General features: G+C 73.4%; 21 protein-coding genes and 1 riboswitch. Of the genes, 8 read left to right on the top strand and 13 right to left on the bottom strand.

Annotated elements, in window-relative coordinates; all coding sequences use genetic code 11:
- The 6 genes from LPA42_RS04530 to LPA42_RS04505 form a co-directional block, all read right to left on the bottom strand.
- The gene (locus LPA42_RS04530; protein ID WP_077937063.1) at window positions 1-1,158 is read right to left on the bottom strand and encodes a DegT/DnrJ/EryC1/StrS aminotransferase family protein; all 1,158 of its coding nucleotides are present in this window, start codon (window positions 1,156-1,158) and stop codon (window positions 1-3) included.
- Window positions 1,155-2,138 (bottom strand): UDP-N-acetylglucosamine 4,6-dehydratase (inverting), encoded by a 984-nt coding sequence (gene pseB, locus LPA42_RS04525; protein WP_077937064.1) that lies wholly within the window; start codon window positions 2,136-2,138, stop codon window positions 1,155-1,157. Before pseB ends, LPA42_RS04530 begins: the two co-directional genes overlap by 4 nt.
- Window positions 2,139-2,327: 189 nt before the next feature.
- Window positions 2,328-3,377 carry a pseudaminic acid synthase gene (gene pseI / locus LPA42_RS04520; protein ID WP_077937065.1) on the bottom strand — a complete coding sequence of 350 codons (1,050 nt, stop codon included), beginning with the start codon at window positions 3,375-3,377 and terminating at the stop codon, window positions 2,328-2,330.
- Window positions 3,374-3,916, bottom strand: a complete 543-nt coding sequence (locus LPA42_RS04515) for a GNAT family N-acetyltransferase (RefSeq protein WP_077937066.1) — start codon at window positions 3,914-3,916, stop codon at window positions 3,374-3,376. The genes pseI and LPA42_RS04515 overlap by 4 nt, the downstream gene beginning before the upstream one ends.
- Window positions 3,913-5,052: a glycosyltransferase gene (locus LPA42_RS04510; RefSeq protein WP_077937067.1), complete on the bottom strand. Its 1,140-nt coding sequence runs from the start codon at window positions 5,050-5,052 to the stop codon at window positions 3,913-3,915. Before LPA42_RS04510 ends, LPA42_RS04515 begins: the two co-directional genes overlap by 4 nt.
- Window positions 5,053-5,142: 90 nt before the next feature.
- Entirely contained in the window at window positions 5,143-6,465 is a 1,323-nt protein-coding gene (locus tag LPA42_RS04505; RefSeq protein ID WP_077937068.1) for a polysaccharide pyruvyl transferase family protein, read from the bottom strand.
- Between the two features lie 198 nt (window positions 6,466-6,663).
- Here LPA42_RS04505 and LPA42_RS04500 point away from each other — a divergent pair, with 198 nt between their 5' ends.
- From LPA42_RS04500 to LPA42_RS04485, 4 genes are all read left to right on the top strand, one after another.
- Entirely contained in the window at window positions 6,664-7,818 is a 1,155-nt protein-coding gene (locus tag LPA42_RS04500; RefSeq protein WP_228986337.1) for an acyltransferase, read from the top strand.
- A gap of 168 nt (window positions 7,819-7,986) precedes the next feature.
- A complete protein-coding gene (locus LPA42_RS04495; protein ID WP_228986352.1) occupies window positions 7,987-8,406 on the top strand; it encodes a hypothetical protein in 420 nt (139 codons plus the stop codon).
- A 145-nt stretch (window positions 8,407-8,551) separates the two neighbouring features.
- Window positions 8,552-9,319 carry a hypothetical protein gene (locus LPA42_RS04490; RefSeq protein WP_091282809.1) on the top strand — a complete coding sequence of 256 codons (768 nt, stop codon included), beginning with the start codon at window positions 8,552-8,554 and terminating at the stop codon, window positions 9,317-9,319.
- A gap of 422 nt (window positions 9,320-9,741) precedes the next feature.
- Window positions 9,742-9,884: riboswitch (cyclic di-AMP (ydaO/yuaA leader) on the top strand.
- Window positions 9,885-10,103: 219 nt separating this feature from the next.
- Window positions 10,104-10,976, top strand: coding sequence for a C39 family peptidase (locus LPA42_RS04485; RefSeq protein ID WP_077937075.1), 873 nt, complete (start codon window positions 10,104-10,106; stop codon window positions 10,974-10,976).
- 145 nt (window positions 10,977-11,121) lie between these two features.
- Here LPA42_RS04485 and LPA42_RS04480 read toward each other — a convergent pair whose 3' ends face one another.
- The 4 genes from LPA42_RS04480 to LPA42_RS04465 form a co-directional block, all read right to left on the bottom strand.
- A complete protein-coding gene (locus tag LPA42_RS04480) occupies window positions 11,122-12,822 on the bottom strand; it encodes a CDP-glycerol glycerophosphotransferase family protein (RefSeq protein WP_077937076.1) in 1,701 nt (566 codons plus the stop codon).
- A gap of 42 nt (window positions 12,823-12,864) precedes the next feature.
- Window positions 12,865-14,370, bottom strand: a complete 1,506-nt coding sequence (locus LPA42_RS04475; RefSeq protein WP_077937077.1) for a bifunctional cytidylyltransferase/SDR family oxidoreductase — start codon at window positions 14,368-14,370, stop codon at window positions 12,865-12,867.
- Window positions 14,371-14,514: 144 nt separating this feature from the next.
- Window positions 14,515-15,333, bottom strand: a complete 819-nt coding sequence (locus tag LPA42_RS04470; RefSeq protein ID WP_043962767.1) for an ABC transporter ATP-binding protein — start codon at window positions 15,331-15,333, stop codon at window positions 14,515-14,517.
- A complete protein-coding gene (locus LPA42_RS04465) occupies window positions 15,326-16,222 on the bottom strand; it encodes an ABC transporter permease (protein WP_077937078.1) in 897 nt (298 codons plus the stop codon). Before LPA42_RS04465 ends, LPA42_RS04470 begins: the two co-directional genes overlap by 8 nt.
- Window positions 16,223-16,447: 225 nt before the next feature.
- Between LPA42_RS04465 and LPA42_RS04460 the strand changes: the two genes are divergently transcribed.
- Window positions 16,448-17,083: a TetR/AcrR family transcriptional regulator gene (locus LPA42_RS04460; RefSeq protein ID WP_077937079.1), complete on the top strand. Its 636-nt coding sequence runs from the start codon at window positions 16,448-16,450 to the stop codon at window positions 17,081-17,083.
- Between the two features lie 76 nt (window positions 17,084-17,159).
- Here LPA42_RS04460 and lhgO read toward each other — a convergent pair whose 3' ends face one another.
- A complete protein-coding gene (lhgO, locus tag LPA42_RS04455) occupies window positions 17,160-18,356 on the bottom strand; it encodes an L-2-hydroxyglutarate oxidase (protein ID WP_077937080.1) in 1,197 nt (398 codons plus the stop codon).
- Window positions 18,357-18,486: 130 nt separating this feature from the next.
- Between lhgO and LPA42_RS04450 the strand changes: the two genes are divergently transcribed.
- Genes LPA42_RS04450 through LPA42_RS04440 form a run of 3 tightly spaced genes read left to right on the top strand, consistent with a single transcriptional unit; the run spans window position 18,487 to window position 21,047 of the window.
- Complete coding sequence (locus LPA42_RS04450; RefSeq protein WP_077937081.1) at window positions 18,487-19,629, top strand: DegT/DnrJ/EryC1/StrS aminotransferase family protein; 1,143 nt, start codon at window positions 18,487-18,489, stop codon at window positions 19,627-19,629.
- Between the two features lie 27 nt (window positions 19,630-19,656).
- Entirely contained in the window at window positions 19,657-20,589 is a 933-nt protein-coding gene (locus LPA42_RS04445) for an NAD(P)-dependent oxidoreductase (RefSeq protein ID WP_077937082.1), read from the top strand.
- 5 nt (window positions 20,590-20,594) lie between these two features.
- Window positions 20,595-21,047: a DapH/DapD/GlmU-related protein gene (locus tag LPA42_RS04440; RefSeq protein ID WP_077937083.1), complete on the top strand. Its 453-nt coding sequence runs from the start codon at window positions 20,595-20,597 to the stop codon at window positions 21,045-21,047.
- A 27-nt stretch (window positions 21,048-21,074) separates the two neighbouring features.
- On the opposite strand, the gene LPA42_RS04435 is transcribed toward LPA42_RS04440, so the two are convergent.
- Window positions 21,075-21,818 carry an SDR family NAD(P)-dependent oxidoreductase gene (locus LPA42_RS04435; protein ID WP_077937084.1) on the bottom strand — a complete coding sequence of 248 codons (744 nt, stop codon included), beginning with the start codon at window positions 21,816-21,818 and terminating at the stop codon, window positions 21,075-21,077.
- Complete coding sequence (locus LPA42_RS04430) at window positions 21,811-22,050, bottom strand: acyl carrier protein (protein ID WP_077937085.1); 240 nt, start codon at window positions 22,048-22,050, stop codon at window positions 21,811-21,813. The genes LPA42_RS04435 and LPA42_RS04430 overlap by 8 nt, the downstream gene beginning before the upstream one ends.
- Window positions 22,051-22,078 lie beyond the last annotated feature (28 nt).

The raw sequence follows: 22,078 nt of genomic DNA, 5'->3' as shown, positions 1-22,078 counted from the left end.
TCAGGCGGCGGCGCGCGCCGGGGCGGCGTGCAGGGCGGCGGCCAGGGCGTCGACGACGCGGTCCTGGTCGGCGTCGGTGAGGTCGGGGAACAGCGGCAGGGAGAGCTGCTCGGCGTAGAACCCCTCGGCCACCGGGCAGGAGCCGCGCCGGTAGCCCAGCTCCGCGAACGCCGGATGCCAGTGCACGGGGACGTAGTTGACCTGCACGCCGATCCCGGCGGCCCGCATCGCGTCGTAGACGGCGCGGCGGCGGCCCTCGTGCACCCGGATCGGGTACAGGTGCCAGGCCGGCTCGGCCCAGGACCGCCGGCCGGGAACCGACACGCCGGGCAGGTCGGCCAGGGCCTCGTCGTAGCGGGCGACCAGCTCGGCGCGGCGGGCCAGGAACCGGGGCAGCCGGCGCAGCTGGCTGCGGCCCAGCGCGCAGAGCACGTCCGGCAGCCGGTAGTTGAGCCCGAACTCGTGGATCTCCTGGTGCCAGCCGCCCTCGTCCGGCCAGCGCTGCGCGGCGCGGTCCCGCACGAGGCCGTGGTTGCGGAACCGGCGGGCCCGCTCCAGCAGGGCCGGACTGACGGCGGCGACCGCGCCGCCCTCGGCGGTGGTGAGGTTCTTCGTCGGGAAGAACGAGAACGTGGTCAGGTCGGCGAGCGACCCGACCGGCCGGCCGTGGTAGGCCGCGCCGATCGAGTGGGCGGCGTCGGCGAGCAGCAGCGGGTCGCCGCCGCCGAGCACCGCGCGCAGCGCGTCGTAGTCGGCGGGGTGGCCGGCGTAGTCGACCGCCGCCACCACCTTCGTCCGGCCGGTCAGCGCCGCGCCGACCGCCGCCGGGTCCAGGGTGTACGTCTCCGGCTCGACGTCGGCGAAGACGACCCGCGCGCCGAGCGCGACGGCGGTGCTGGCGGTGGCCGCGAACGTCATCGGCGGCACGATCACCTCGTCGCCGGGGCCGACGCCGGCCGCCGCGTACGCCACGTGCAGGGCGGCCGTGCCGTTGGACACGGCCGCGCAGCCGACCCCGCCGGTCCAGCCGGCCAGGTCCGCCTCGAACGCGTCGACCTGCGGGCCGGTGGTGAGCCAGTCGCTGCGCAGCACGGCGACCACGGCGGCGACGTCGTCGTCGGTGACGGACTGCCGCCCGTACGGGAGCATCGCCATCACGCGGCGATGCCGAGCATGCCGCGCAGCTGCTCCACGCCGAGCCACTCGTCGTTGCTGTCCGACTGGTAGGCGAACCCGTCCGGCACCGGCTCGCAGTGCGCGGGCGGCTGGTAGCCCCAGGTGGCGATGGTCGGCTGCACGATGAACCGGTCGGGGGTACGCAGGGTCCGCCGGCTGTCGTCCGGGGCGATCATCTCCTCGTGCAGCTTCTCGCCGGGCCGGATGCCGATCTCGTGGGTGGTGGCGTCCGGGGCGACGGCCTCCACCAGGTCGAGGATGCGCATGCTCGGGATGCGCGGCACGAACAGCTCGCCGCCCTGCATCTGGTCGAACGAGTCCATGACGAACTGCACGGCCTGGTCCAGGGTGATCCAGAACCGGGTCATCCGCTTGTCGGTGACGGGCAGGCTCTTGCCCTCGGCGGCGAGCCGGCGGAACAGCGGCACCACCGAGCCCCGGCTGCCCACCACGTTGCCGTAGCGCACCACGGCGAACCGGGTCGGGTGGTGGGCGGCGTAGTGGTTCGCCGAGACGAACAGCTTGTCGCCGACCAGCTTCGTCGCCCCGTACAGGTTGATCGGGCTGGACGCCTTGTCGGTGGAGAGCGCGATGACCTTCTTCACCCCGGCCTCGATGGCCGCGTCGACGACGTGCTGCGAGCCGGTGATGTTGGTGGCGATGAACTCCGACGGGTTGTACTCGGCGGTGTCCACCTGCTTGAGCGCGGCGGCGTGCACGACGTGGTCGACGCCGTGCATGGCCCGGGTGAGCCGGTGGCGGTCCCGGATGTCGCCGATGAACCAGCGCAGCCGGGGGTCGTCGCCGAGCTGCTGGCGCAGCTCGTACTGCTTGAGCTCGTCGCGGGAGAACACCACCACCCGGGCCGGGTCGGCCTCGGCCAGGACGTGCCGCAGGAAGGTGCGGCCGAAGGACCCGGTGCCCCCGGTGATCAGAATGGAGGACCCATTCAACTCGCTCAACTGGTGCTCCCAAGGTCGGTTGATCTCCCGGCCGGGGACGGTGCCGGCCGGCGGACGGTTCGTGACGCTAAGCCGGCAGAGTTAACGGCCCCACGCCGGACGGTGAACGGGCGCGACGCGGGCGGTGAATGCGTCATGCCCGTCCCGCGTCGACAGCGGGCCGCCAGGTGAACGGGACGTGTCCGCCGGTCAGACCAGGTCCCAGCCCAGCGCGGTGCCCCGGGGCACGTCGCGGCGGAACGTGCGGCCGAGCACCCGGTCCAGGTCGGCCGGGGGCAGCCCGCCGGCCGGGCGGATCGAGCGCACGTTGTCCCGGGTCACCGGCTCGCCCGCGCGGACGTCGGCCACCACGTACAGCGACCGGCGGAACCGCAGCCCCTCCCGCTCGGTGGGGGTCGGGCCGATCGTGGTGACGCCCAGCGCCGCCCAGGCCCGCTCGGACTCGACGCGCAGGTCCGCCAGCTCCGTCGGCTCCAGCGAGAAGTCCGAGTCCACCCCGCCGTCGGCGCGGCGCAGCGTCACGTGCTTCTCGATCAGGCAGGCGCCCAGCGCCACCGCCGCCACCGGCACCCCGATGCCGGGGGTGTGGTCGGAGATCCCGACCGGCACGCCGAACGTGTCGGCCAGCACCGGCAGCCGGCGCAGGTTGCTGTCCTGCGGCGGGGCCGGGTAGGACGCGGTGCAGGCCAGCAGCACGATGCCGCCCGCCCCGCCCTCGCGGGCGGCGGTCACCGCGGCGTCGATCTCGCCGACCGTGGCCATGCCGGTGGAGATCACCATCGGCTTGCCGGTGGCGGCCACGAGCCGGATCAGCGGCAGGTCCACCAGCTCCGACGAGGCGATCTTGTACGCCGGGACGTCCAGCTCCTCCAGCAGCTCCACCGCCGTGGCGTCGAACGGCGACGAGAAGACCGTCAGGCCGTGCCGGCGGGCCCGCTCGAAGATCGGCCCGTGCCACTCGTACGGGGTGTGCGCCCGCTCGAAGAGCTGGTAGAGCCGCTCGCCGCCCCACAGCTCGTGGCCGCCGGAGATGCGGAACTCCGGCGTGTCCACGTCGATGGTCAGCGTGTCCGGGGTGTACGTCTGGAGCTTGAGCGCGTGCGCGCCGCTGGCCGCCACCGCGTCCACGATGGCCAGGGCCCGGTCGAGGCTGCCGTTGTGGTTGCCGGACATCTCGGCGACCACGAAGGGCCGCTCGCCGGTGCCCACCGCGTGCGGGCCGATCTTGACTGTCGTCATGTTCCCCTGCTCAGTTGCGTCCACACCACCTGGTGCGGCGTGCCGTCGACGTCCCGCTCGTAGCGCCGGACGATCGTGAAACCGAAGCGCCGGTGCAGCGCCAGCACCGGCCGGTTGGTGGCCAGCGTCTCGCCGCCGAGGGTGCGCGCGCCGAGGGTGTCGAACGCGTACGCGATCGCCGCCTGCTCCAGCGACAGCCAGGCCGGCATGAGCGCCCGCCGCGCGTCCAGCCCCTCGACGTCGAGATAGAAGCCCCAGGTCAGCGCCCTGTCCGGGCTGGTCACGCCGGAGAAGGTCACCACGCCGCAGGGCTGCCCGAGGTGCTCGTGCACCAGCACCCGCCGGTCCGGGTCGACGCGTACGCCCGCCCACCAGGCGGCGTGCTCGGCCGCGCCGATCTCGTGCCGGGTGAGGCTGACCTCGCGGACCTGCGGGTGGTTGCGCCAGCGCAGGATCGTCGCCAGGTCGCCGTCGCGGGCGGGCCGCAGCGCCCCGCCGGCCCGGGTGGCGGTCGTCCCGCTCGTCCCCGTCCCGGTCATCCGCGTCCCGCCATGGCGCTGCCCTGTTCCGCCCCCGCCGGCGTGCCCTCGGCGGCCAGCGGCCCGCTCCCGCCGGACGCCGCGTCGGGGGCCGCCGCCCCGGCGGGCGACGCCGGCCGCAGCGAGCCGGCCAGCCGGTGCGCCCGCCGCAACGTCTTGTACGCGAGGTAGCTGTCCCGGGCGACGAGGCGGTGCTTCAGCCCGGCCACGCCGCCCGGCCGGGCGTACCCGCCCGAGGGCAGGTAGCGGCGGTAGTGCTCGGCGACCCGGCGGAAGAACCCCCGCCGCAGCCTCGGGTGCACCCGGCCGTCGTTGCCCACCACCACCAGATAGTGGTTGATCATCAGGCCGAACAGGTCCGTGCGGATCCAGTCCTCGGTGACGTGCTCGGCCACCCACTGCTGGAGGCGCTCGTACTGGACGAACGCGTCGAAGTGCCGGCCGCTGCGCGTCGAGGTGATCGCGCCGAGCCGGCCCTGCCGGTAGTGGTAGCAGACGTGGTCCAGCACCCCGATCCGGTCCGCGGCGATGAGCAGCGGGTGGCTGAACGGGATGTCCTCGTACCAGCCGGGGTGGAAGCGCAGCTCCAACTCGTCGAGGAACGCCCGGCGGACCACCTTGTTCCAGGCGGTGTGCTGCACCCGCAGCAGCTCGGGCCGGTCGGCCAGCCGGACGCACCCGTCGACCCCGCGCAGCAGGTGGCTGCTCGCGTCGACCTCCAGCCGGCCGCCCTCGTGCACCCGCAGGTGGTCCACCAGCAGCACGTCCGGCTCGTCGCGGCGCAGCCGCGCCAGCACCACCGGCAGGGCGCCCGGGGGCAGCCAGTCGTCGCTGTCGACGAACCACACGTACCGGCCGGTCGCCTCCGCCAGCCCCGCGTTGCGGGCCAGCCCCAGCCCGACGTTGCGGGTCAGGGACACCACCCGCACCTGGGGCCGCCCGGCCGCGTACGAGCGCAGCATCTCCCCGCACCGGTCCGGGGAGGCGTCGTCGACGGCGACCAGCTCGACCTCGGCGGCCTCGGCGGCGGACAGGCCGCCGAGGATCGACTCCAGGCACTGGTACAGGTACGCCTCGACGCCGTGCACCGGGACGACGATGCTCAGCAGCGGGCTCCGCGTCGGCTCATTGACCACGCCCGACACCTTCGACCGCCCGGATGGACGGCCCCGGAACCTGACGTATCCGCCGGGGGTGGGCTCGCTGAACAGACCCCCTACGGAGGGTTAACGGTTGAGCATCCGCTTCATCCGGCCGCCGGCCGCCCGCATCCGGGCCCGCAGCCGGTGCGACTCGAACCCCGCGACGGTCTCCTTCAGCTCCTGGTTGCGGTCGTGCAGCCACTGGATGCGGGCGATCAGCTCGGCCGGGTCGGTGGCCGACTGCGCGCGTACCGCCGGGGGGAACGTCGTCTCGGCGACCTGCCGGTCGAACCGGGCGGCGCTGTCGCCGTCGGCGAAGGAGACCCCGAGGTCGTGCTTGGCCAGGAACGCCGTCATCGTCGCGTACCGGGCCTTGTGCCCGTTGTTGAGCGCGCTGTAGTCGGCCTCGTCGTAGAGCTCTATGGCGTCCACGTCCGGCGGGACGTCCTTCATCAGCCGGTGCGGGATGTCGAAGTACCGGGCCAGCTCCAGCGTCCGCGAGTCGTGCGCGAAGAGGTAGCCCGGCGTCCCCGCCACCAGCGCCGTGATGGTGCCGTGGATGCGGGTGCCGAAGTTGAAGTCGAACCGCGACAGGTAGTCCATCCACGTCCACGGGTCGACGAACATCCGCACCTTGTCCTCGGTGAACAGCGGGTGGGAGGTGTGGATCGGGATGGCCGCCTTCTTGCCCCGGTCCTCCGGGGCGTCGCCGAAGAGCAGGGTGCCCAGCGTCTTCAGGTCCTGCGGCAGGTAGCGCAGGTTCGGGTACCGCCGGTGGTGCGAGGCGATGACCTTCGCCATCGACTTCACGTACGGGGAGACGGTCAGCGCCACCCGGTCCTCGACGGTGAGCGTGGTCTTGCGCTTGTCGACCCGCAGGCTGTCGCCGTGCAGGAACATCGACGGGCAGCCGATCACGTCGACGGCGGAGAAGCCCAGGGTCCGCAGGTACCCCTCGGTGATCTCGCCCCGCACCCCGATGCTGTGCGACCGGTCCAGCACGGCCGAGACGAACGCCTTCACCGCGTCGTCGATCGGCCGCAGGTACTCCCGGTCGCCGTCGACGTTGGTCTGCGCGCCGACCCCGAACACCACCACCGGGATCTTCAGCCGCTCGATCAGCCGGGTCATGGCGACCAGGCGGTGGGCGTAGCTGCGCCGGAACGCGTTCGCCAGCGGCACCACGAACACGTCGTACCGCTCGTTGATCTCGTCGGCCTCGCGCGGGTTGACCCGGAACTCCGAGGAGGTGACCTCCGCCGTCGACGTCCGCAGCAGCTTGTGCGCCGCGTGGCTGAACACGAGGTTGCCAGCGTTCTCGCCGATCCAGTTGCGCTCAAACGTCTCCTCCGGCGACTTGACGTCGAACGGCCCCTTCTTGGCCCGCAGCAGGATCCGCTGGTGCATCCGTGTTGTCCCCTCGTCGTGGCCGAGACCGCGATATTAGGCCATCGCGCCCGTGCCGCCGCCAGGCGCGTCACGTGCCGGCCGACGGCGGGCGGCGCGCCCGGCCGCACCGGGTAGGGTGCCGGCGGGGCGGCACCGCGCGGCCCGCCGCCACCCGGGCGGCGGCCTCGACCCGGGGCGTCCGCGAGGAGGAGAGCGGTGCTGGTGACCCCCGCGGCCGGTCGGGCCGCCGGCCTCCCCGGCACCCCGACCGTCGTACGCCCCGACGCGCCGGCCCGTTCGGCCAGCCGGCTGCCCTCGCTGACCGGGCTGCGCTGGGTCGCCGCCCTGCTCGTCTTCGGCTACCACGTCGGCACCATGCGGATCGTCGGCCAGCCCGAGGCCAAGGCCGTCGTCGACTGGCTGTTCACGCTGGGCCTGTCCGGCGTCGAGTTCTTCTTCATCCTCAGCGGCTTCGTGCTGGTCTGGTCGGCCCGCGACGGGGACCGCCGACGCGACTTCCTGCGCCGCCGGCTCGCCAAGATCTACCCGAACCACCTGCTGATGTGGGCGGTGGTGCTGGTGACCGGGGTGTGGGTCTTCGCCGACCCGGTCAACGTCCGCGCCGCTGTGGAGAACCTGTTCCTGGTCCAGGCGTGGGACCCGACGCCCGGCTACTTCTACAGCGTCAACTCGGTGAGCTGGTCGCTCTCCTGCGAGCTGTTCTTCTACGTCTGCCTGCCGTTCGCGCTGCCGCTGGTGCGCCGGGCCCCGGTCGGGGCGCTGTGGGCGGTGGTGGCGGCCGTGCCGCTGCTGATCGTGGCGCTCTGGCCGGGGCAGCGCCTGGTGCCGCAGGAGAGCACCTGGTGGTTCACCCAGATCTTCCCGGTCGTGCGGTCCCTGGAGTTCTGGATGGGGGTGGCCGCCGCCGAGCTGCTGCGCCGGGGGCGCTGGCGCGGCCCGGGGCTCACCGCCGCCAGCGTCATGTTCGTCGTCACCTGGGTGGTCGCCGCCCAGTGGATCCGCGCCGAGCTGTGGGCGGCGCTGCTCGCGGCGGCGTACCTGCTGGTCATCGTGGCCGCCGCCGACGCGGACGTGCGCGGCGCGCGGACGCCGTGGCGGTCCCGGCCGATGGTCTGGCTCGGCGAGGTCTCCTTCGCCTTCTACCTGGTGCACGTCTTCGTCATGATCACCGTCCTGCGGCTGGCCGACCGGCTCGGCACGGGGCTGCCCGGCTGGTGGGGCCCGCTGGCGGCGCTCGGCTTCCTGCTGGTCAACCTCGGCCTGGCCGCGCTGTTGCACCGGTGGGTGGAGATGCCGCTGACCCGCCGGCTCGGGCCGCCGCGCCGACCCCGCGCCCCGGCCGCCGCCTGACCCGCCGCCCGCTCCGCCGCCGACCCGGCCCCTGACCCCGCCGCCGGTGGCGGGTGGCCGGCGGGCGCGTGGCCAGTGGTGCATCGCCCGTGGTGCGCCACGCCGCGTTCAGCAGGTGACACGCTCGCCGGCGGTGCGTGGCGCGGCCGGTGGCGGTAGCGTGGACGGGTGCTTCCCGTCGCGCTGACCTGTCCCCTGTGGTGGGTCGCGCGCTGGACGGCGCGGACGCTGGCGACCCTCGCCGTCGTGGTCGCGTTCTCCCTCGGTGCCGCGTCGCTGCCGCCGGGCACGATGCTCCCCGCCGGCGTCGACCCCGGCCAGGCCGGCTCCGGCCCTGCCGTCGCCGCCGCCTCCGTTGCGGGGTCCGCCGCCGTCGCGGAGGCCCGCACCGTCGCGGCATCCGCCGCCACCGGGTCCATCGCCGCCGGCTCCACCGCCGCAGCGGGTGCCGCCGGCCCGTGGCCGCCCGCCGACGCACCGCCGCCCGCCGAGGCCGGGCCCCCGCAGGTCGCCGCGCCGGCCCCGCAGCGGGTGCCGACCGGGCTCGTCCCCGCCGCCGTCGGCCCCCGCGCGCCGCCGGCCGCCTGAGCCACGCGGCGGGCCGCGCCCGCCACCACCGTCGCCGACGACCCTCACCCACCGCCGCCCCAGCCGCCGGGCCCGTACGCCGCAGGCGTCCCGCCCGGCGGCGGCCCGGATCCCTTTCCGCCTCCCTGCCCGCGAGGTGCCGACCATGGACATCGTTCTCTACCAGTTCCTGACCGAGGTGCCGCTGGCCGCCGCCATCTGGTCCGTGCTGCTCGTGCTGGCGCTCACCGTGCTCGCCGTGCTGGTCGCCCGCCCCGAGCGGGACCGCCCTGCCGCCGTCGAGCCCCCGGCCCGGCCCGCCGCCCCGCCCGCCCCGGCCGCCGCCGACCTGCGCCGGTACGCCGAGGAGGTGGCGGTGGCCGCCGCCGGGGCGGCGCAGAACGCCCGCCGCCGACGGGCCGCCTGGACGGCCGCCCAGGACGCCGCCGAGCGGGCCTGGCAGGCGTACGACGAGGCGGAGACCGCCGCCCGACGCTTCCGCGACGCGGGCGCGCTGCCGACGCCGCACACCCCGCGTACCCCCGCCGAGTACGCGGCCCGGGAGCGCTGGCTGCACCACGCCGCCACGGCGGCCCACCTGCGGGGCGAGTTGTCCATCGGGCAGCTCTGCGACGTCTTCGCCCGCCGGGGCGGCTGGGACCCCCGGCTGCACCCGGTGGAGCAGGAGGTCGTCCTGGCCCGGGCCGTCCGGGACGGCAGGCTGGCCCGCTACCGTGCCGCCGCCGCGCGCGAGCGGGCCGCGTGGGGCGATGCCGAACTGGCGGCCGAGGCCGCCCGGGCGCTGGCCGCCGAGGCGTACGCCGCCGCCGAGCGCGCCCGGCCCGCCCACGCGCCGACGACCAGCGCAACGGCCTCCGGCAGGGTCCTCGGGATCACCGGCTGGCGCCCACCCCGCCCCGCCCCGGCCCGGTAACCGCGGACACCGCGGTGGTGGTGATCGCGGCGACCACGGTGATCGCGGTGATCGCGGTGATCAAGAGGTTTGAGTCATCGCGGAGATCAACCCTGACGCTTTTTCTCTTGATCACCGAGGCGGGACGCGGCGGGGGCGGGTTGGGTGGGTGTGAGGCGGGTCATGGTGGGGTGGGATCGGGCAGGCGGGGCTATTCGGTTTGATCCGGGGCGGTATTCGCCGAGATTCGGGCCGCGTCGTCCCGTTGCGGGTTCGTTGGCGTCGGATGGGTCGGCAGTACCATTGAGTCACGTCAGTCTCCGAATGCCCCGTAAATAGGTCGGCCAGGGGACGTTTAAGCAGGTAGCGTGGGGTTGGCAGGGCTTTCGTCGGCCAGTAGTGTCGGCCCGTCCGGTGCGGTACCCGATCGCAAGAGGCGACGCCGCGCCGACCCGCTCAATCGTGACGATCACGAACCGGGGACCCATTGCACGTCCGGGGTGAATCCGCGGGCCACGGCCTGCGGTAGGGCGATCTTCCCGCCCGAATCCGTCAGCTAACCCGGTAGGCGGTGTCGGAAGGAGTTCCATCCTCGTGCAGTTTGACCCCACCCCCCGGGTTGTTCCTCCACCACGGAGCCCGGTGCCCGTGTCCGCCGCCGCCGAGCCGGCGCACTGACCGTCGCACCCCTGCGTACGCCCGCCTGAGCGGGCGCCCCAGAAAGCGGACCCCACCCGGCCGCGGACACGTCCGCGCTGCCGTGCGCCGACGCGCGCCCGGGTGCCTCCGCTTCCGCCCCCGTCCCGTGGAGGAACACGTGAACGATCAGCTCAAGCGGCACCTGCGGCGACTCGCCACAGAACGCCCGTACCAGGTCGTCGCCGGCTCCGCCGCGGCGCTGCTGCTGGCCTCCGGCACCGGCGCGCTGCTCGCCGCCGTCGACGACGACGCCCCCGCCCCGCAGCGGACCACCAACGCCGCCGTGGCCGAGGTGGCACCCCGCCTCGACGGCGCGGCCAGCCGCGCCCAGGCCCGGATCGCCGCGCCGCTCGCCTCCCCGAGCAGCGCCGCGCCGTCGCCGAGCGCCACCTCGGCCGCCCCGAACCCCGACCTGACGGCCTCGGCGACGCCGAAGAAGACCACGGCGAAGCCCGCGGCGCCGAAGCCGCCGTCGTCGAAGGTCCTCGACTACGACTACGAGGCCCAGACCACCTACTACTACTGCGGCCCGGCTGCGGTGCGCAACGCGCTCTCCGCCACCGGCGTCGACGGCACCCAGGACGACCTGGCCGCCCGCCTCGGCACCACCGAGATGGGCACCAACTCGGCCTACGACACCACCCGCGTGCTCAACGAGATGGTCAAGGGCGAGCCGTACCGGACCCGGCTGATCCCCGGCGGTGCCGCCACCTCGGCGGAGACGGAGCGGCTCCGGGCCGACGTGGTGAAGGCGGTCAGCGCCGGTCGCGGCGTCGTGGTCAACATCGCCGGCGACGCCACCGACGTCGACGGCGGCTGGCACTCGTTCCCCGGCGGCCACTACATCGCCGTCGTCGGCTACCGCGACTCCGGGCGGACCGTGCGCATCGCCGACTCGGCGGACCCGGCCGTCCCGGCGTACTGGATCAGCACCGCCGCGCTGGCCCACTGGGCGGCGACGCGGGGCTACTCGGCCTGACATCACCCTCCCCCCACCGGCCCCGGCTCTCCTGCGCAGAGAGCCGGGGCTGGTGCCGTCTCCGGGCAGGCGGGGGCGGCCTCGATTCTTGGACAGTTGCGGTTCAGGGCGAACAGCACCTGTCCAAGAATCGGAGGCGGGACGATCAGGCGGTGGGGGAGTGGCTCATCGCGTCGGCGGCGCGCGGGGCCGGGGGGTTCCAGCCCGGCTCCAGCTCCCGGCGGGCCGCCGAAAGGAACGCCTCGGCGTACGACTCGGCCGGGAAGTCGCCCAGGTAGTGGGCCCGGGTGCCCCAGCGGGCCGCCGCCTTCGGGTCGGTGTCCAGCAGCAGACCGAGCACCTCGTCGAGGTTGCCCGCGTCGCGCCGCAGCACGTAACCCGAGCCGGCCAGCGGGAACCGCTCGACGAACCGGTCGCCGTCGCCGACCATGTCCGTCACCGCGTACGGCTTGCCGGAGTAGAGGTAGTCGGAGATGACGCCGGAGACGTCCGAGACGAGCGCGTCGGAGCGGTTGACGCAGTCGACCAGGGACAGCTCCCTGCTGGCCGCCGCCCCGAAGACGTGCTGCCGCCCGGTGCGGGCCCGGTCCGCCGCCAGCAGCTCCGTGAGCCGGGCGAGCTGCCGCGCCGACGCCGGGTTCTGCCCCGTGTACGGGTGGGCGCGCAGGATCACCGTCGCGCCCCGGGCCAGCAGCCCCCGCACGATCGTCTCGCCCACCGGCAGCGAACAGTAGTTGGCGTCGGCGTGGTGCCCCGTCCAGGTCGGGGTGTACAGCACCGTCGGGTTCGCCAGGCCGGTGGCCGGCACGCGGCGTACCTCGATCGACTCGACCTGCGGGCGGCCGACCACGACGAACTTCTCCGCCGGGATGTCCACCCCGGCCCGGGCGTACCGGTCGATCGCCGCCCGCCCGGCCACGAAGTTGCGGTCGAACAGCGCCGTGACCGGGTTGGCGCTCGGGGCCTTGTCGCTGTCGCCGTGGTGGATCTGCACGTGGGTGAGCTGCGAGAACCGGATGCAGTGGCTGTTCTTCGCCCCGTGGTTGACGTAGAACGCCACCTTCAGGCTCGGCACCAGCGCCTCGTCCATCGCCTTCAGCGTCGGGCAGTAGACGACCGGGGCGCTGGTGGCCGCGGCGATCGGGGCGAGGAACTCCGGCTCGCGCACCATCACGAAGAACGGCCGGCCGATCCGCTCCAGGTACGGCAGCCACATGGTGACCTGGTATTCCGACCCGGGCGGGGCGGAGAAGTGCAGCAGGAACTCCGGCCGGTGCGCCCGCAGCGCCCGGGCCACCGCCGAGCCGCCCGCCCCGGGCCGGAACCGCCGTTTCGCCAGGTCGGCCGCGACCGCCCCGGCCCCCGCGCCGACGGCGAGGGCCACCAGCAGGGCGACCCAGGCCGGCAGCACCAGGGCGGCGGCCAGCGCCACCACGGCGAGCAGCACCAGCAGGGCGTCGCCCAGCCGGGCCGCGACCAGCGGGGTCCACGACCGCACGGGCAGGTTCGCCGCCCGGATCTCCAGGTCGCCGGCCTGCCGCAGCGGCCCCACCAGCAGCACCAGCCCCAGCAGCACCAGGGCCGTCGCCGCCAGCGCCGGGTCGAAGCCGGCGTCGAGCCGCCGCGCGTACCCGACGAGGATGCCGGCGGCGAGCAGCACCGCCTCGGCGGTGCTGTCGGCGGCGGGGCGGACCCGGCGCTCCCAGCCGGCGGCGACGAGGGCCGCCACCGCGAGCGCCAGGCCCCAGCCCGTCGCCCCGGTCAGGGCGAGGGTGAGGAACGCCAGCACCGCCAGGCCGGTGGCCGCCACCCGGGCGGCCAGCTTCCTGACCAGGTCACCACGCATGTCGCTTCGCTTCCTTCGCCCGTCGCGGTGGCCGTCGACCTGTCAGCCGGCCGGGGCCGGGGCCGGGGCGGACGCCCGGCTGGCCTGGGCGGGCACGCCCGCGGCGGGCAGCTCGCCCGGCGCCCGGCGCACGTCGATGACCTGCCCGGTCAGCTCGGAGATCAGCACGTCCAGCGACGACTGGGCGACGGTCTCGGCGGCCAGCAGGGTGTGCTCGGGCTCCTCGCCGAACGCCTTGGTGCGCATCGGCGTGGCGGTGCGCTCCGGGTTGATGCAGTTGACCCGTACGCCGAACTCGGCCCACTCGTCGGACAGCGCCTGGGTGAGGTTGACCAGGGCGGCCTTGGTGGCCGAGTAGAGCGCGTAGCGGGCCCGGCCCCGGGTGTACGAGCTGGAGGTGTAGAGCAGCAGCTGGCCCTTGGTCTGCTGCAGGTACGGCAGCGACTGCCGGGCGATGGTGACCGGGCCGACGAAGTTGACGTGCAGGACGCGGTCCATCGTCTCCTGGTCCATCTCGGCCAGCTCGCCCTTCTCCAGGATGCCGGCGGTGACGACCACGTGGTCGATCCGGCCGGTGGCCTCGAAGGCGGTCTTCAGCGCGGCCTCGACGTCCTCGGCGCGCTCGACGTGGGTGCCGGTGGTGGAGCGGCTGAACGGGAAGACCTGCGCGCCGTGGCGGCGGGCCAGCTCGGTCAGCTCGTGGCCGATGCCGTAGCTGCCCCCGAACACGACGATCGTGCGGCCGGTCAGCTCCTCGGTGTAGCCCCGGTCGGTCAGCCGGGGGGCCTGCGCGGCGGCGAGTTGGAACAGCTTGTCCGCCAGGTGCACGTCGACCGGGTGGGTGACCTTGATGTTCTCGTCCGAGCCGTCGATCACCTTGATCGGGGTGCCCGGCAGGTAGCGCAGCACGACGCCGCAGTCGTCGGTGGCGGCGAAGTCGGGGTCGCCGGCGGCGACCCGGTACGCCTCGCGGATCGTGCCGGACCGGAACGCCTGCGGGGTCTGCCCCCGGCGCAGCGTGGAGCGCACCGGGATGTCGGTGATGCAGTCGTTGTCGTCGACCTGGATGATCGTGTCGGCCGACGGGATCGCCACGTCGACCGCCGAGTACGTCCAGAGCGCGTTGACGCACTCCCGCACGATCCGGCCACTGAGCAGCGGGCGCACCGCGTCGTGGAAGAGGATGTTGACGTCGCCCTCGCCGACCGCGTCCAGCGCGATGCGGGTGGTGGCGTTGCGCGTGTCACCGCCGGCGATGACCTTGCTGACCTTGCGGAAGCCGGCCTTGTCGACGATCTGCTGGGCGTCGGGGACGTGCCCGTCGGCCATCAGCACGATGATCTCGTCGATCTCGGGGGCCGCCTCGAAGACCGCCAGGGTGTGCTCGATGATCGGCTTGCCGGCGATCTTCAGCAGCTGCTTGGGGATGCCGAGGCCGAGCCGGGTCCCGGTCCCGCCCGCCAGCACCACCGCCACCGTCCGCGAGGGCCGCCACGGCGCCGGGGTCTCCGGTGTGGCGTCCGGGCCAGTGGTGTGGTCCTGCGTCATTGCCGATCCTCACTCTCACGGTTTGCGAACAGGGGGTGACGGCCGCACGGCGGCCGGGTGAACCATAACGCAACCACCGCGCCGCCCCCCAGGGACGACGCGGTGGGGAAGACACCCGCACGACACCGTACGGACGCCGCAACCTTACTTCTTGTTGGAGAAGTCCTCGTACGCGCGCAGCACCTCGTCGGTCGGGCCGTCCATCCGCAGCACGCCCGATTCCAGCCAGATCGTCCGTTCGCAGGTGTCCCGCACCGAGGAGAGCTGGTGGCTGACCAGGAACACCGTTCCCGCGCCCTCCCGCAGCTCCCGCACCCGCTGCTCGCTGCGCTTGCGGAAGCCCTTGTCGCCGGTGGCCAGGGCCTCGTCGATCAGCAGCACGTCGTGCTTCTTCGCCGCCGCGATGGAGAAGCGCAGCCGGGCGGCCATGCCGGAGGAGTACGTCCGCATCGGCAGCGAGGCGAAGTCGCCGCGCTCGTTGATCCCGGAGAACTCGATGATCTCCGGGGCGAGCCGGGCCACGTCGGCCGGCTGCATGCCCATGGCGAGGCAGCCGAGGGTGACGTTGCGCTCACCGGGCAGGTCGTTGAGCAGGGCGGCGTTGACGCCGAGCAGCGACGGCTGCCCCTGCGTGTAGACGGCGCCCCGGTTGACCGGCAGCAGCCCGGCGATGGCCCGCAGCAGGGTGGACTTGCCGGAGCCGTTGCTGCCGATCAGCCCGATCGCCTCGCCCCGGTACGCGGTGAAGCTGACCCCCTTGACCGCGTGCACCTCCCGGATGTTCGGCGCGGACGTGCGGGACATGATCCGCTTCAGCGCGGCCACCGGGCTGGTGCCGCCGGCGGCGCCCTTGTGCACCCGGTAGATCACGTGCGCGTCGTCGACCACCACGGTCGGGATGCGCTCGACGATCCTCGGCAGTGTCACGGTGACGTCGTTGGACGCCTCGATGTGCTCAGCCACGGCCGTACTCCTGTTCGCCCCGCCAGAAGTAGATGAAACCACCCACGCCCATCACGACCGCCCAGGCCACCGCGTACGTCCACGCCTGGACCATGGAGGAGTTGAGCAGCGGCGCCCCCTCCAGCAGCGCGTGCCGGGCCAGCTCGATGTAGACCAGCATCGGGTTCGCCTCGACGATCCGGGTCGCCCAGCTCGGCAGGCTCTCCTCGAACAGCGCGACGTTGTAGAGCACGCCGGAGCCGTACATCCAGGTGCGCACCAGGAACGGCATCACCTGCTTGAGGTCGGCGACCTTCGAGCCCATCCGGGCCACGGCCATGGTGAGCCCGGCGTTGAACAGCGCCTGGAGCAGCACGACTGGCACGAGCAGCAGCCACTCGACGGTGAGCGGCTCGCCGGTGACCAGCACGATGCCCATCAGCACCACCAGCGAGGCCATCAGCTGCTGGAACTGGGTGAGCATGACGGCCAGCGGCAGGCAGGCCCGGGGGAAGTGCAGCGCCCGGATCAGCCCCAGGTTGCTGGTGATCGACTGGGTGCCGTTCTGCACCGCGGTCTGGGTGAAGTTGAAGATGAACAACCCGGCGGTCAGGTACGCGATGAAGTTCGGGATGCTGTTCTGTTTCAGCACCAGGCCGAAGATCAGGTAGTAGACCGCCGCGTTCGTCAGCGGGGTGAGCACCTGCCAGAGCTGCCCGAGCCGGGCGTTGCTGAACGAGGCGACCAGCTTGGCGTTCGAGTACGCGGCGATGAAGTGCCGGTACGCCCACAGGCGGCGGGTGTACTCCGCCAGGGACGGCCGCTCGCCGGCGACCCGCAGCCCGTACCGGGCGGCCAGTTGCGCCTGGGTCAGGCCTGCGTCGGGGTCGGCCAGCGCGGTGTTGGCCATGGGATGGGCGCTCCGATCTTGTCGTGCCAGCGGGGTGCGTCTGTTGTACCAACGGGGGGGGTGCGACGACGGGTTCGCCGGTGGCCGGTGCGTGGGAGCGCCGCCTCGTCGCTGCGTGGAAGGTAGTCCATAACCACGTCGGGACGCAACCGTAGCGTCGTTGCGGTACATTGTCCCACGTGACAGCCGAGGAGGGTCTGCCGTGACGCGCGAGAAGAGTCTGCCGTGACCACCGAGAAGAGGCGCGCGCCGGCCGGCGCGGCGGTGCTGCGGGGCGAGATCACCACGGCCATCCGCCGCGCGCTGATGCAGGAGCTGGCCGCCGTCGGCTACGGCCGGCTCTCCATCGAGGCCGTCGCCCGCCGGGCCGGGGTCAGCAAGACCGCGATCTACCGGCGCTGGAGTTCCAAGCTGGAGCTGGTCGTCGAGGTCGTCGGCGCCGCCGCCGGCAGCAAGCTGCCGAGCCTGGACACCGGCAGCCTGCGCGGCGACCTCGGCCTGCTGCTGCGGGTGGTCGCGCACGCCCTGAGCCACCCCCTGGCCGCGCAGATCGTGCCCGACCTGCTGGCCGAGGCCGCCCGCAACCCCGAGATCGACGCCACCCTCCAGGCGGCGCTGCGGGCCCAGCAGCAGGAGGTCGGCGGGTCGCTCGTCGCCCGCGCCGTCGCCCGGGGCGAACTGCCCGCCGACACCGAGCCCGGCGCCGCCGTGGACCTGATCGTCGGACCGCTGTACTGGCGGCTGGCGATCACCCGCACGATGCCGACCGAGGCGTACCTCGACGCGCTGGTGGAGGCCGTCGCCACCGGCCTCGGCGCGGCCGGCGCCGTGCCGAGGCAGCGCGACGCCGCCCCCGCCTGACGAGCCCGCCCACCCGAAGCTGACCGTGCGCCCGAAGCAGGCCGTCCCGCCGACCTGAGCCGTCCCGCCCGCCGCCTCAGCGGGCGGTGTCCACCGGCAGCCGGGACACGATGTGCCGGGCGATCTCCAGCGAACTGGTCGCGGCGGGGGAGGGTGCGTTCAGCACGTGCACCTGCCGGTCCGCCTCGACGATCAGGAAGTCGTCGACCAGGCCACCGTCGGGCAGGATCGCCTGCGCGCGCACCCCCGCGCCGGCCCGGACGATGTCGGCCGGCGTCAGCTCCGGCACCAGCCGGGCCAGGCTCGCCGCGAACCTCGCCTTCGACAGCGACCGGGCCACCTCGGTCAGCCCGTACCGGAAGTGCCGCCGGCCCAGCGCCCACAGCCCCCGGTACGTCAGCTCGTCCCACACGTCGCGCGGGCTGAACCGCCCCCACGAGTAGCCCTCCCGCGCGGTGGCCAGCACCGCGTTCGGGCCGGCGTGCACGCTGCCGTCGATCATCTTCGTCAGGTGCACCCCGAGGAACGGGAACTGCGGGTCCGGCACCGGGTAGATCAGCCCCCGTACCAGGCCGCGCCGCTGCGGGGTCAGCTCGTAGTATTCGCCCCGGAACGGCACGATCCGCACCGGCGTCGGCACCCCCGCCAGCCGGGCGACCCGGTCGGCGTGCAGCCCCGCGCAGTTGATCAGCACGTCCGCGACCACCTCGCCGGCCGTGGTGGTGACCACCACGCCCCCCGGCCGGTCGGCCACCCCCGTCACCTCGGCGCGGGTGCGCAGGTCCCCCCCGGCGGCGGCGAGCAGCTCCGCCAGCTTCCGGCAGACCGCGCCGTAGTCGACGATGCCCGTCGAAGCCACGTGCAGCGCGGCGACGGCCGCCACGTGCGGCTCGTGCTCGGCGGCCTCGGCCGCCCCGACCAGCCGCACCGGCAGGCCGTTGGCCTCGGCCCGCTCGTGCAACGCCCGCAGCCGGGGCAGTTCCGCCGCGTCGGTGGCGACGATCAGCTTGCCGCAGACCTCGTACGGCAGCCCGTGGTCGGCGCAGAACTCGACCATCGACGCGCTGCCGGCCCGGCACAGGGTGGCCTTGAGGCTGCCCGGCTTGTAGTAGACCCCGGCGTGGATCACGCCGGAGTTGTGCCCGGTCTGGTGCGCCGCCCAGCCGGCCTCCTTCTCCAGCACCGTGACGGAGTCGCCCGGCCGGTCGGTCACCAGCCGGTGGGCGACCGCCAGGCCGACGATGCCGCCGCCGACGACCACGAACCTCGTCATCACGCTCTCCCCTGCCCGGTCGTCGCCTCCGCCAGGCGACCACCGATGGTAACCAGCGCCCGGCGTGCCCGATTCGTCGCTGCCGGCCGGGGGTGCCTACACTCACCGGGTCCGTCTTCTAGGGAGCCTCATGTCAGACGACGTCATCGCGCTCGGCCAGCCCACCGTCGGTGAAGCGGAGCTCGCGGCGATCGCCGAGGTCTTCGCCTCCGGCTGGCTGGCCGGCGCCGGGCCCACCTGCCGCCGCTTCGAGGAGCGCTTCGCCGCCGCCACCGGCACCCGACACGCCCTGACCACCGCCAACTGCGGCTCGGCCCTGCACCTCGCGCTGCTCACCCTCGGGGTGCGACCCGGCGACGAGGTCGTCGTCGGCGACTACACCTTCCCGGCCACCGGCCACGCCGTGATGTGGGCCGGCGCGAAGCCCGTCTTCGCCGACGTGCGGCCCGACATCTGGACCGTGGACCCGGCCGCCGTCGAGGCCGCCATCACCCCCCGCACCGTCGGCATCATCGCCGTCGACGCCTTCGGCCAGCCGGCCGACTACGACGAGCTGCGGGCCATCGCCGACCGGCACGGGCTGTTCCTGGTCGAGGACGCCGCGTGCGCGGCGGGCGCCACCTACAAGGGCCGCCCCGCCGGCAGCCTGGCCGACGTCGCCACCTTCAGCTTCCACGGCCGCAAGGGCATCACCGCCGGCGAGGGCGGGGCCTACGTCACCGACCGCGACGACCTCGCCGCGCACGCCCGCAAGCTGCACACGTACGGGGTGGAGGGCGCGCTGACCCGGGCCGAGCTGTCCGACCTGCCGATTCCGGCCTTCACCGAGCTGGGCTACAACTACCGGCTCTCCGACGTGGCGGCGGCGATCATGCTCGCCCAGCTCGACCGGCTGCCGGACCTGCTCGCCGCCAAGCGGCGCACCGCCGCCCGCTACGGCGAGCTGCTCAAGGACCACGAGCTGATCGTCACCCCCCACGAGGCGCCGGACCGCGAGCACCCCTGGCAGTCGTACGTGGTGACCCTCGATCCCTCGATCGACCGCGGCGCGGTCGCCCTGGGGCTGCGCCGACGCGGCGTGCAGTGCACCTTCGGCACGTACGCCTCGCACGTGCAGCCGCTCTACGGCCAGTCGGCGCCGTGCCCGGTCTCGGCGGACCTGTTCGCCCGGCACCTGGCCATCCCGATGCACGCCAACCTCACCGACTCTCAGGTCGAGACCGTCGTCGCCACTCTGGTCGACGTCGTCGCCAGCGCCGCCACCGGCCGCTGATCTCCTTCAGGAAGGACATCGCACGACATGTCGAAGCAGACCGTCTTCATCACCGGGGGTGCGGGCTTCATCGGCCTGCACGTGGTGCCGCTCCTGCTGGACAAGGGCTACCGGGTCCGCATCTTCGACAACATGTTCCGCGGCGACCGGGAGCAGGTCGCCAAGCTGGCGGCCACCGGTGACGTCGAACTCGTCGACCAGGACGTGCGCTACGGCGGCGCGGTGCACGCGGCCATGAAGGGCTGCGACCTCGTCGTCCACCTCGCGGCGGTCTCCATCAACAAGAGCCAGGCCGACCCGTACGAGTCGATCGACATCAACATGGTCGGCAACCACAACGTCTTCGCGGCCGCCGCCGACCACGGCGTGAAGCGGCTCGTGTTCGCCTCCTCCGCCTCCGTGTACGGCGACCCGAAGAAGCTGCCGATGCACGAGGACGACCGGCTCGACCCGCTCACCCCGTACTGCATCTCCAAGCGGGCCGGCGAGGACCTGCTCGCCTTCTACCAGCGCAGCAAGGGCCTCAACTGGATCGCCCTGCGCTTCTTCAACGTGTACGGCCCCGGCCAGAAGCCGACCGCGTACTACACCTCCGTGATCAACCACTTCGTCAAGCGGTTGAAGACCGGCCAGCCGCCGATCATCGACGGCCGGGGCGAGCAGTCGATGGACTTCATCCACGTCCACGACATCGCCCGCTCGGTGGTCGCCGCGCTGGAGGCCGAGCAGGGCAACGTGCCGGTCAACATCGGCACCGGCATCGACACCTCGGTGGCCACGCTCGCCGAGATCCTCATCAAGGCCGTCGGGGTGGACGTGGAACCGCAGTTCAACCCGCGCGAGGTGCTGGTCAGCCGCCGCGCGGCGGACATCACCCGGGCCCGCGAGGTGCTGGGCTGGGAGCCGACCATCGCGGTCGAGGACGGGATGACCGACCTGATCAAGGTCGAGGTGGCCTGACGCGCGTGCCTGCCGCAGAACTGCCACCGAACCGGTGGCACGCACACGCCTGGATCGTTGGCGACCCGGTCATCGGCGAGGGAACCTGGATCGGCGCCTTCACCGTCGTGGACGGCTCCGGTGGGTTGACCATCGGGGCCGGCTGCGACATCTCCAGCGGGGCGCAGATCTACACCCACTCGTCGGCCAGGCGCTGCGTCTCGGGTCGGGCCTACGCCATGGTCGACCGTGCCCCGGTCACCATCGGCGACCGGGTGTTCATCGGGGCGAACGCCACCGTGATGATGGGCGTGACCATCGGCGAATCGGCCGTGGTCGCGGCTGGTGCCGTGGTCACCCGGGACGTGCCCGCCCGGACGGTGGTCGCCGGAGTTCCCGCCCGTCCGGTTGCCCGGGTCGAGTTCGCCGCCGACGGCACGCCCGACTTCGTGGCCATCGACGGCGCATCGGCCGGCTGACGACGGCCTGTGCACTGGCCGATCGGGTCAGAGCACCAGGCCGCCGTCGATGCCGATGACCTGTCCGGTGACGAACGCGGCATCGTCGCAGAGCAGGAACCGGATTACCCGGGCGACGTCCTCCGGGCTACCCAGTCGGCGCAGTGCGGTGTCGGCCACCCGCTGCTCGATCAGCTCAGCCGGCAGGTCGCGAATCAGGTCGGTCTCGATGAGCCCGGGCGCGACCGCGTTGACCCGGATGCCGCGCGGCCCGAGTTCCTTCGCCGCCGACCTGGCGATCGCGGTCACCGCCGCCTTCGACGCCGCGTACGCGGTCTGTCCGGCGCTGCCGCGTTCGCCCAGGATGGACGCGAGCAGGACGATCGAGCCGCCCTTCTTGCGCATCATCACCCGGGCTGCGGCCTGCACGGTGGAGATCGTGCCGGCCACGTTGGTGTCCAGCATCCGGGCGACCAGGTCCGGTCTGATCATGCCGATCGGTGCGTTCTCCAGCACGCCCGCGTTGGCCACCAGTGCGTCGATCCGGCCGTGCCCGGACGCGATCGTCCTGAACACCGCGCCGACCTGCCCGGGGTCGGTGACGTCGAGGGCAAGACCCTCGGCGGCGCCGACCTCCTTTGCCGCACGCTGCGCCACGTCGCCGTCGCGGCCGGTGACGATCACCGAGGCTCCGGCGGCGACAAGCGCCTCGGCCGTTGCCCGGCCGATCCCTCGGGTGGCACCCGTCACCACTGCCACCCGCCCGTCGAGGGCGCGCGCCGACTCAGGCACGAACGCCCATCCCGGACAGCATGTCCAGGGCAACCTTGAAACTGCTCATCTCGATGACCTGTTCGGTGTCGAGCTGGACGTCGAACTCTTCCTCGATCGCTGCGACGAGGGTCATGTGGCCCAGCGAGTCCCACTGTTCGATCTCGCGGTACTTGAGGTTCTCCACGTCCACCTCCCCGCCCAGTTCCAGAGCCTCGACGAAGACGGCGCGGAGCCGGTCGGACAGCGGCACGGGTTGCTCCTTCTCAGCAGCGGTTGAT

It is taken from the genome of Micromonospora sp. DH13, from assembly GCF_020873825.1.
Taxonomy (GTDB): Bacteria; Actinomycetota; Actinomycetes; order Mycobacteriales; family Micromonosporaceae; genus Micromonospora; species Micromonospora haikouensis.
This window is presented reverse-complemented; position numbering and strand designations above follow the sequence as displayed.

Excerpts from the sequence above, each read along its gene's own strand:
- pseI (WP_077937065.1), bottom strand. The coding sequence starts at position 3,377 with ATGACGACAGTCAAGATCGGCCCGCACGCGGTGGGCACCGGCGAGCGG.
- LPA42_RS04515 (WP_077937066.1), bottom strand. The coding sequence starts at position 3,916 with ATGACCGGGACGGGGACGAGCGGGACGACCGCCACCCGGGCCGGCGGG.
- LPA42_RS04505 (WP_077937068.1), bottom strand. The coding sequence starts at position 6,465 with ATGCACCAGCGGATCCTGCTGCGGGCCAAGAAGGGGCCGTTCGACGTC.
- LPA42_RS04490 (WP_091282809.1), top strand. The coding sequence starts at position 8,552 with ATGGACATCGTTCTCTACCAGTTCCTGACCGAGGTGCCGCTGGCCGCC.
- LPA42_RS04480 (WP_077937076.1), bottom strand. The coding sequence starts at position 12,822 with ATGCGTGGTGACCTGGTCAGGAAGCTGGCCGCCCGGGTGGCGGCCACC.
- LPA42_RS04475 (WP_077937077.1), bottom strand. The coding sequence starts at position 14,370 with ATGACGCAGGACCACACCACTGGCCCGGACGCCACACCGGAGACCCCG.
- LPA42_RS04465 (WP_077937078.1), bottom strand. The coding sequence starts at position 16,222 with ATGGCCAACACCGCGCTGGCCGACCCCGACGCAGGCCTGACCCAGGCG.
- lhgO (WP_077937080.1), bottom strand. The coding sequence starts at position 18,356 with ATGACGAGGTTCGTGGTCGTCGGCGGCGGCATCGTCGGCCTGGCGGTC.
- LPA42_RS04450 (WP_077937081.1), top strand. The coding sequence starts at position 18,487 with ATGTCAGACGACGTCATCGCGCTCGGCCAGCCCACCGTCGGTGAAGCG.
- LPA42_RS04445 (WP_077937082.1), top strand. The coding sequence starts at position 19,657 with ATGTCGAAGCAGACCGTCTTCATCACCGGGGGTGCGGGCTTCATCGGC.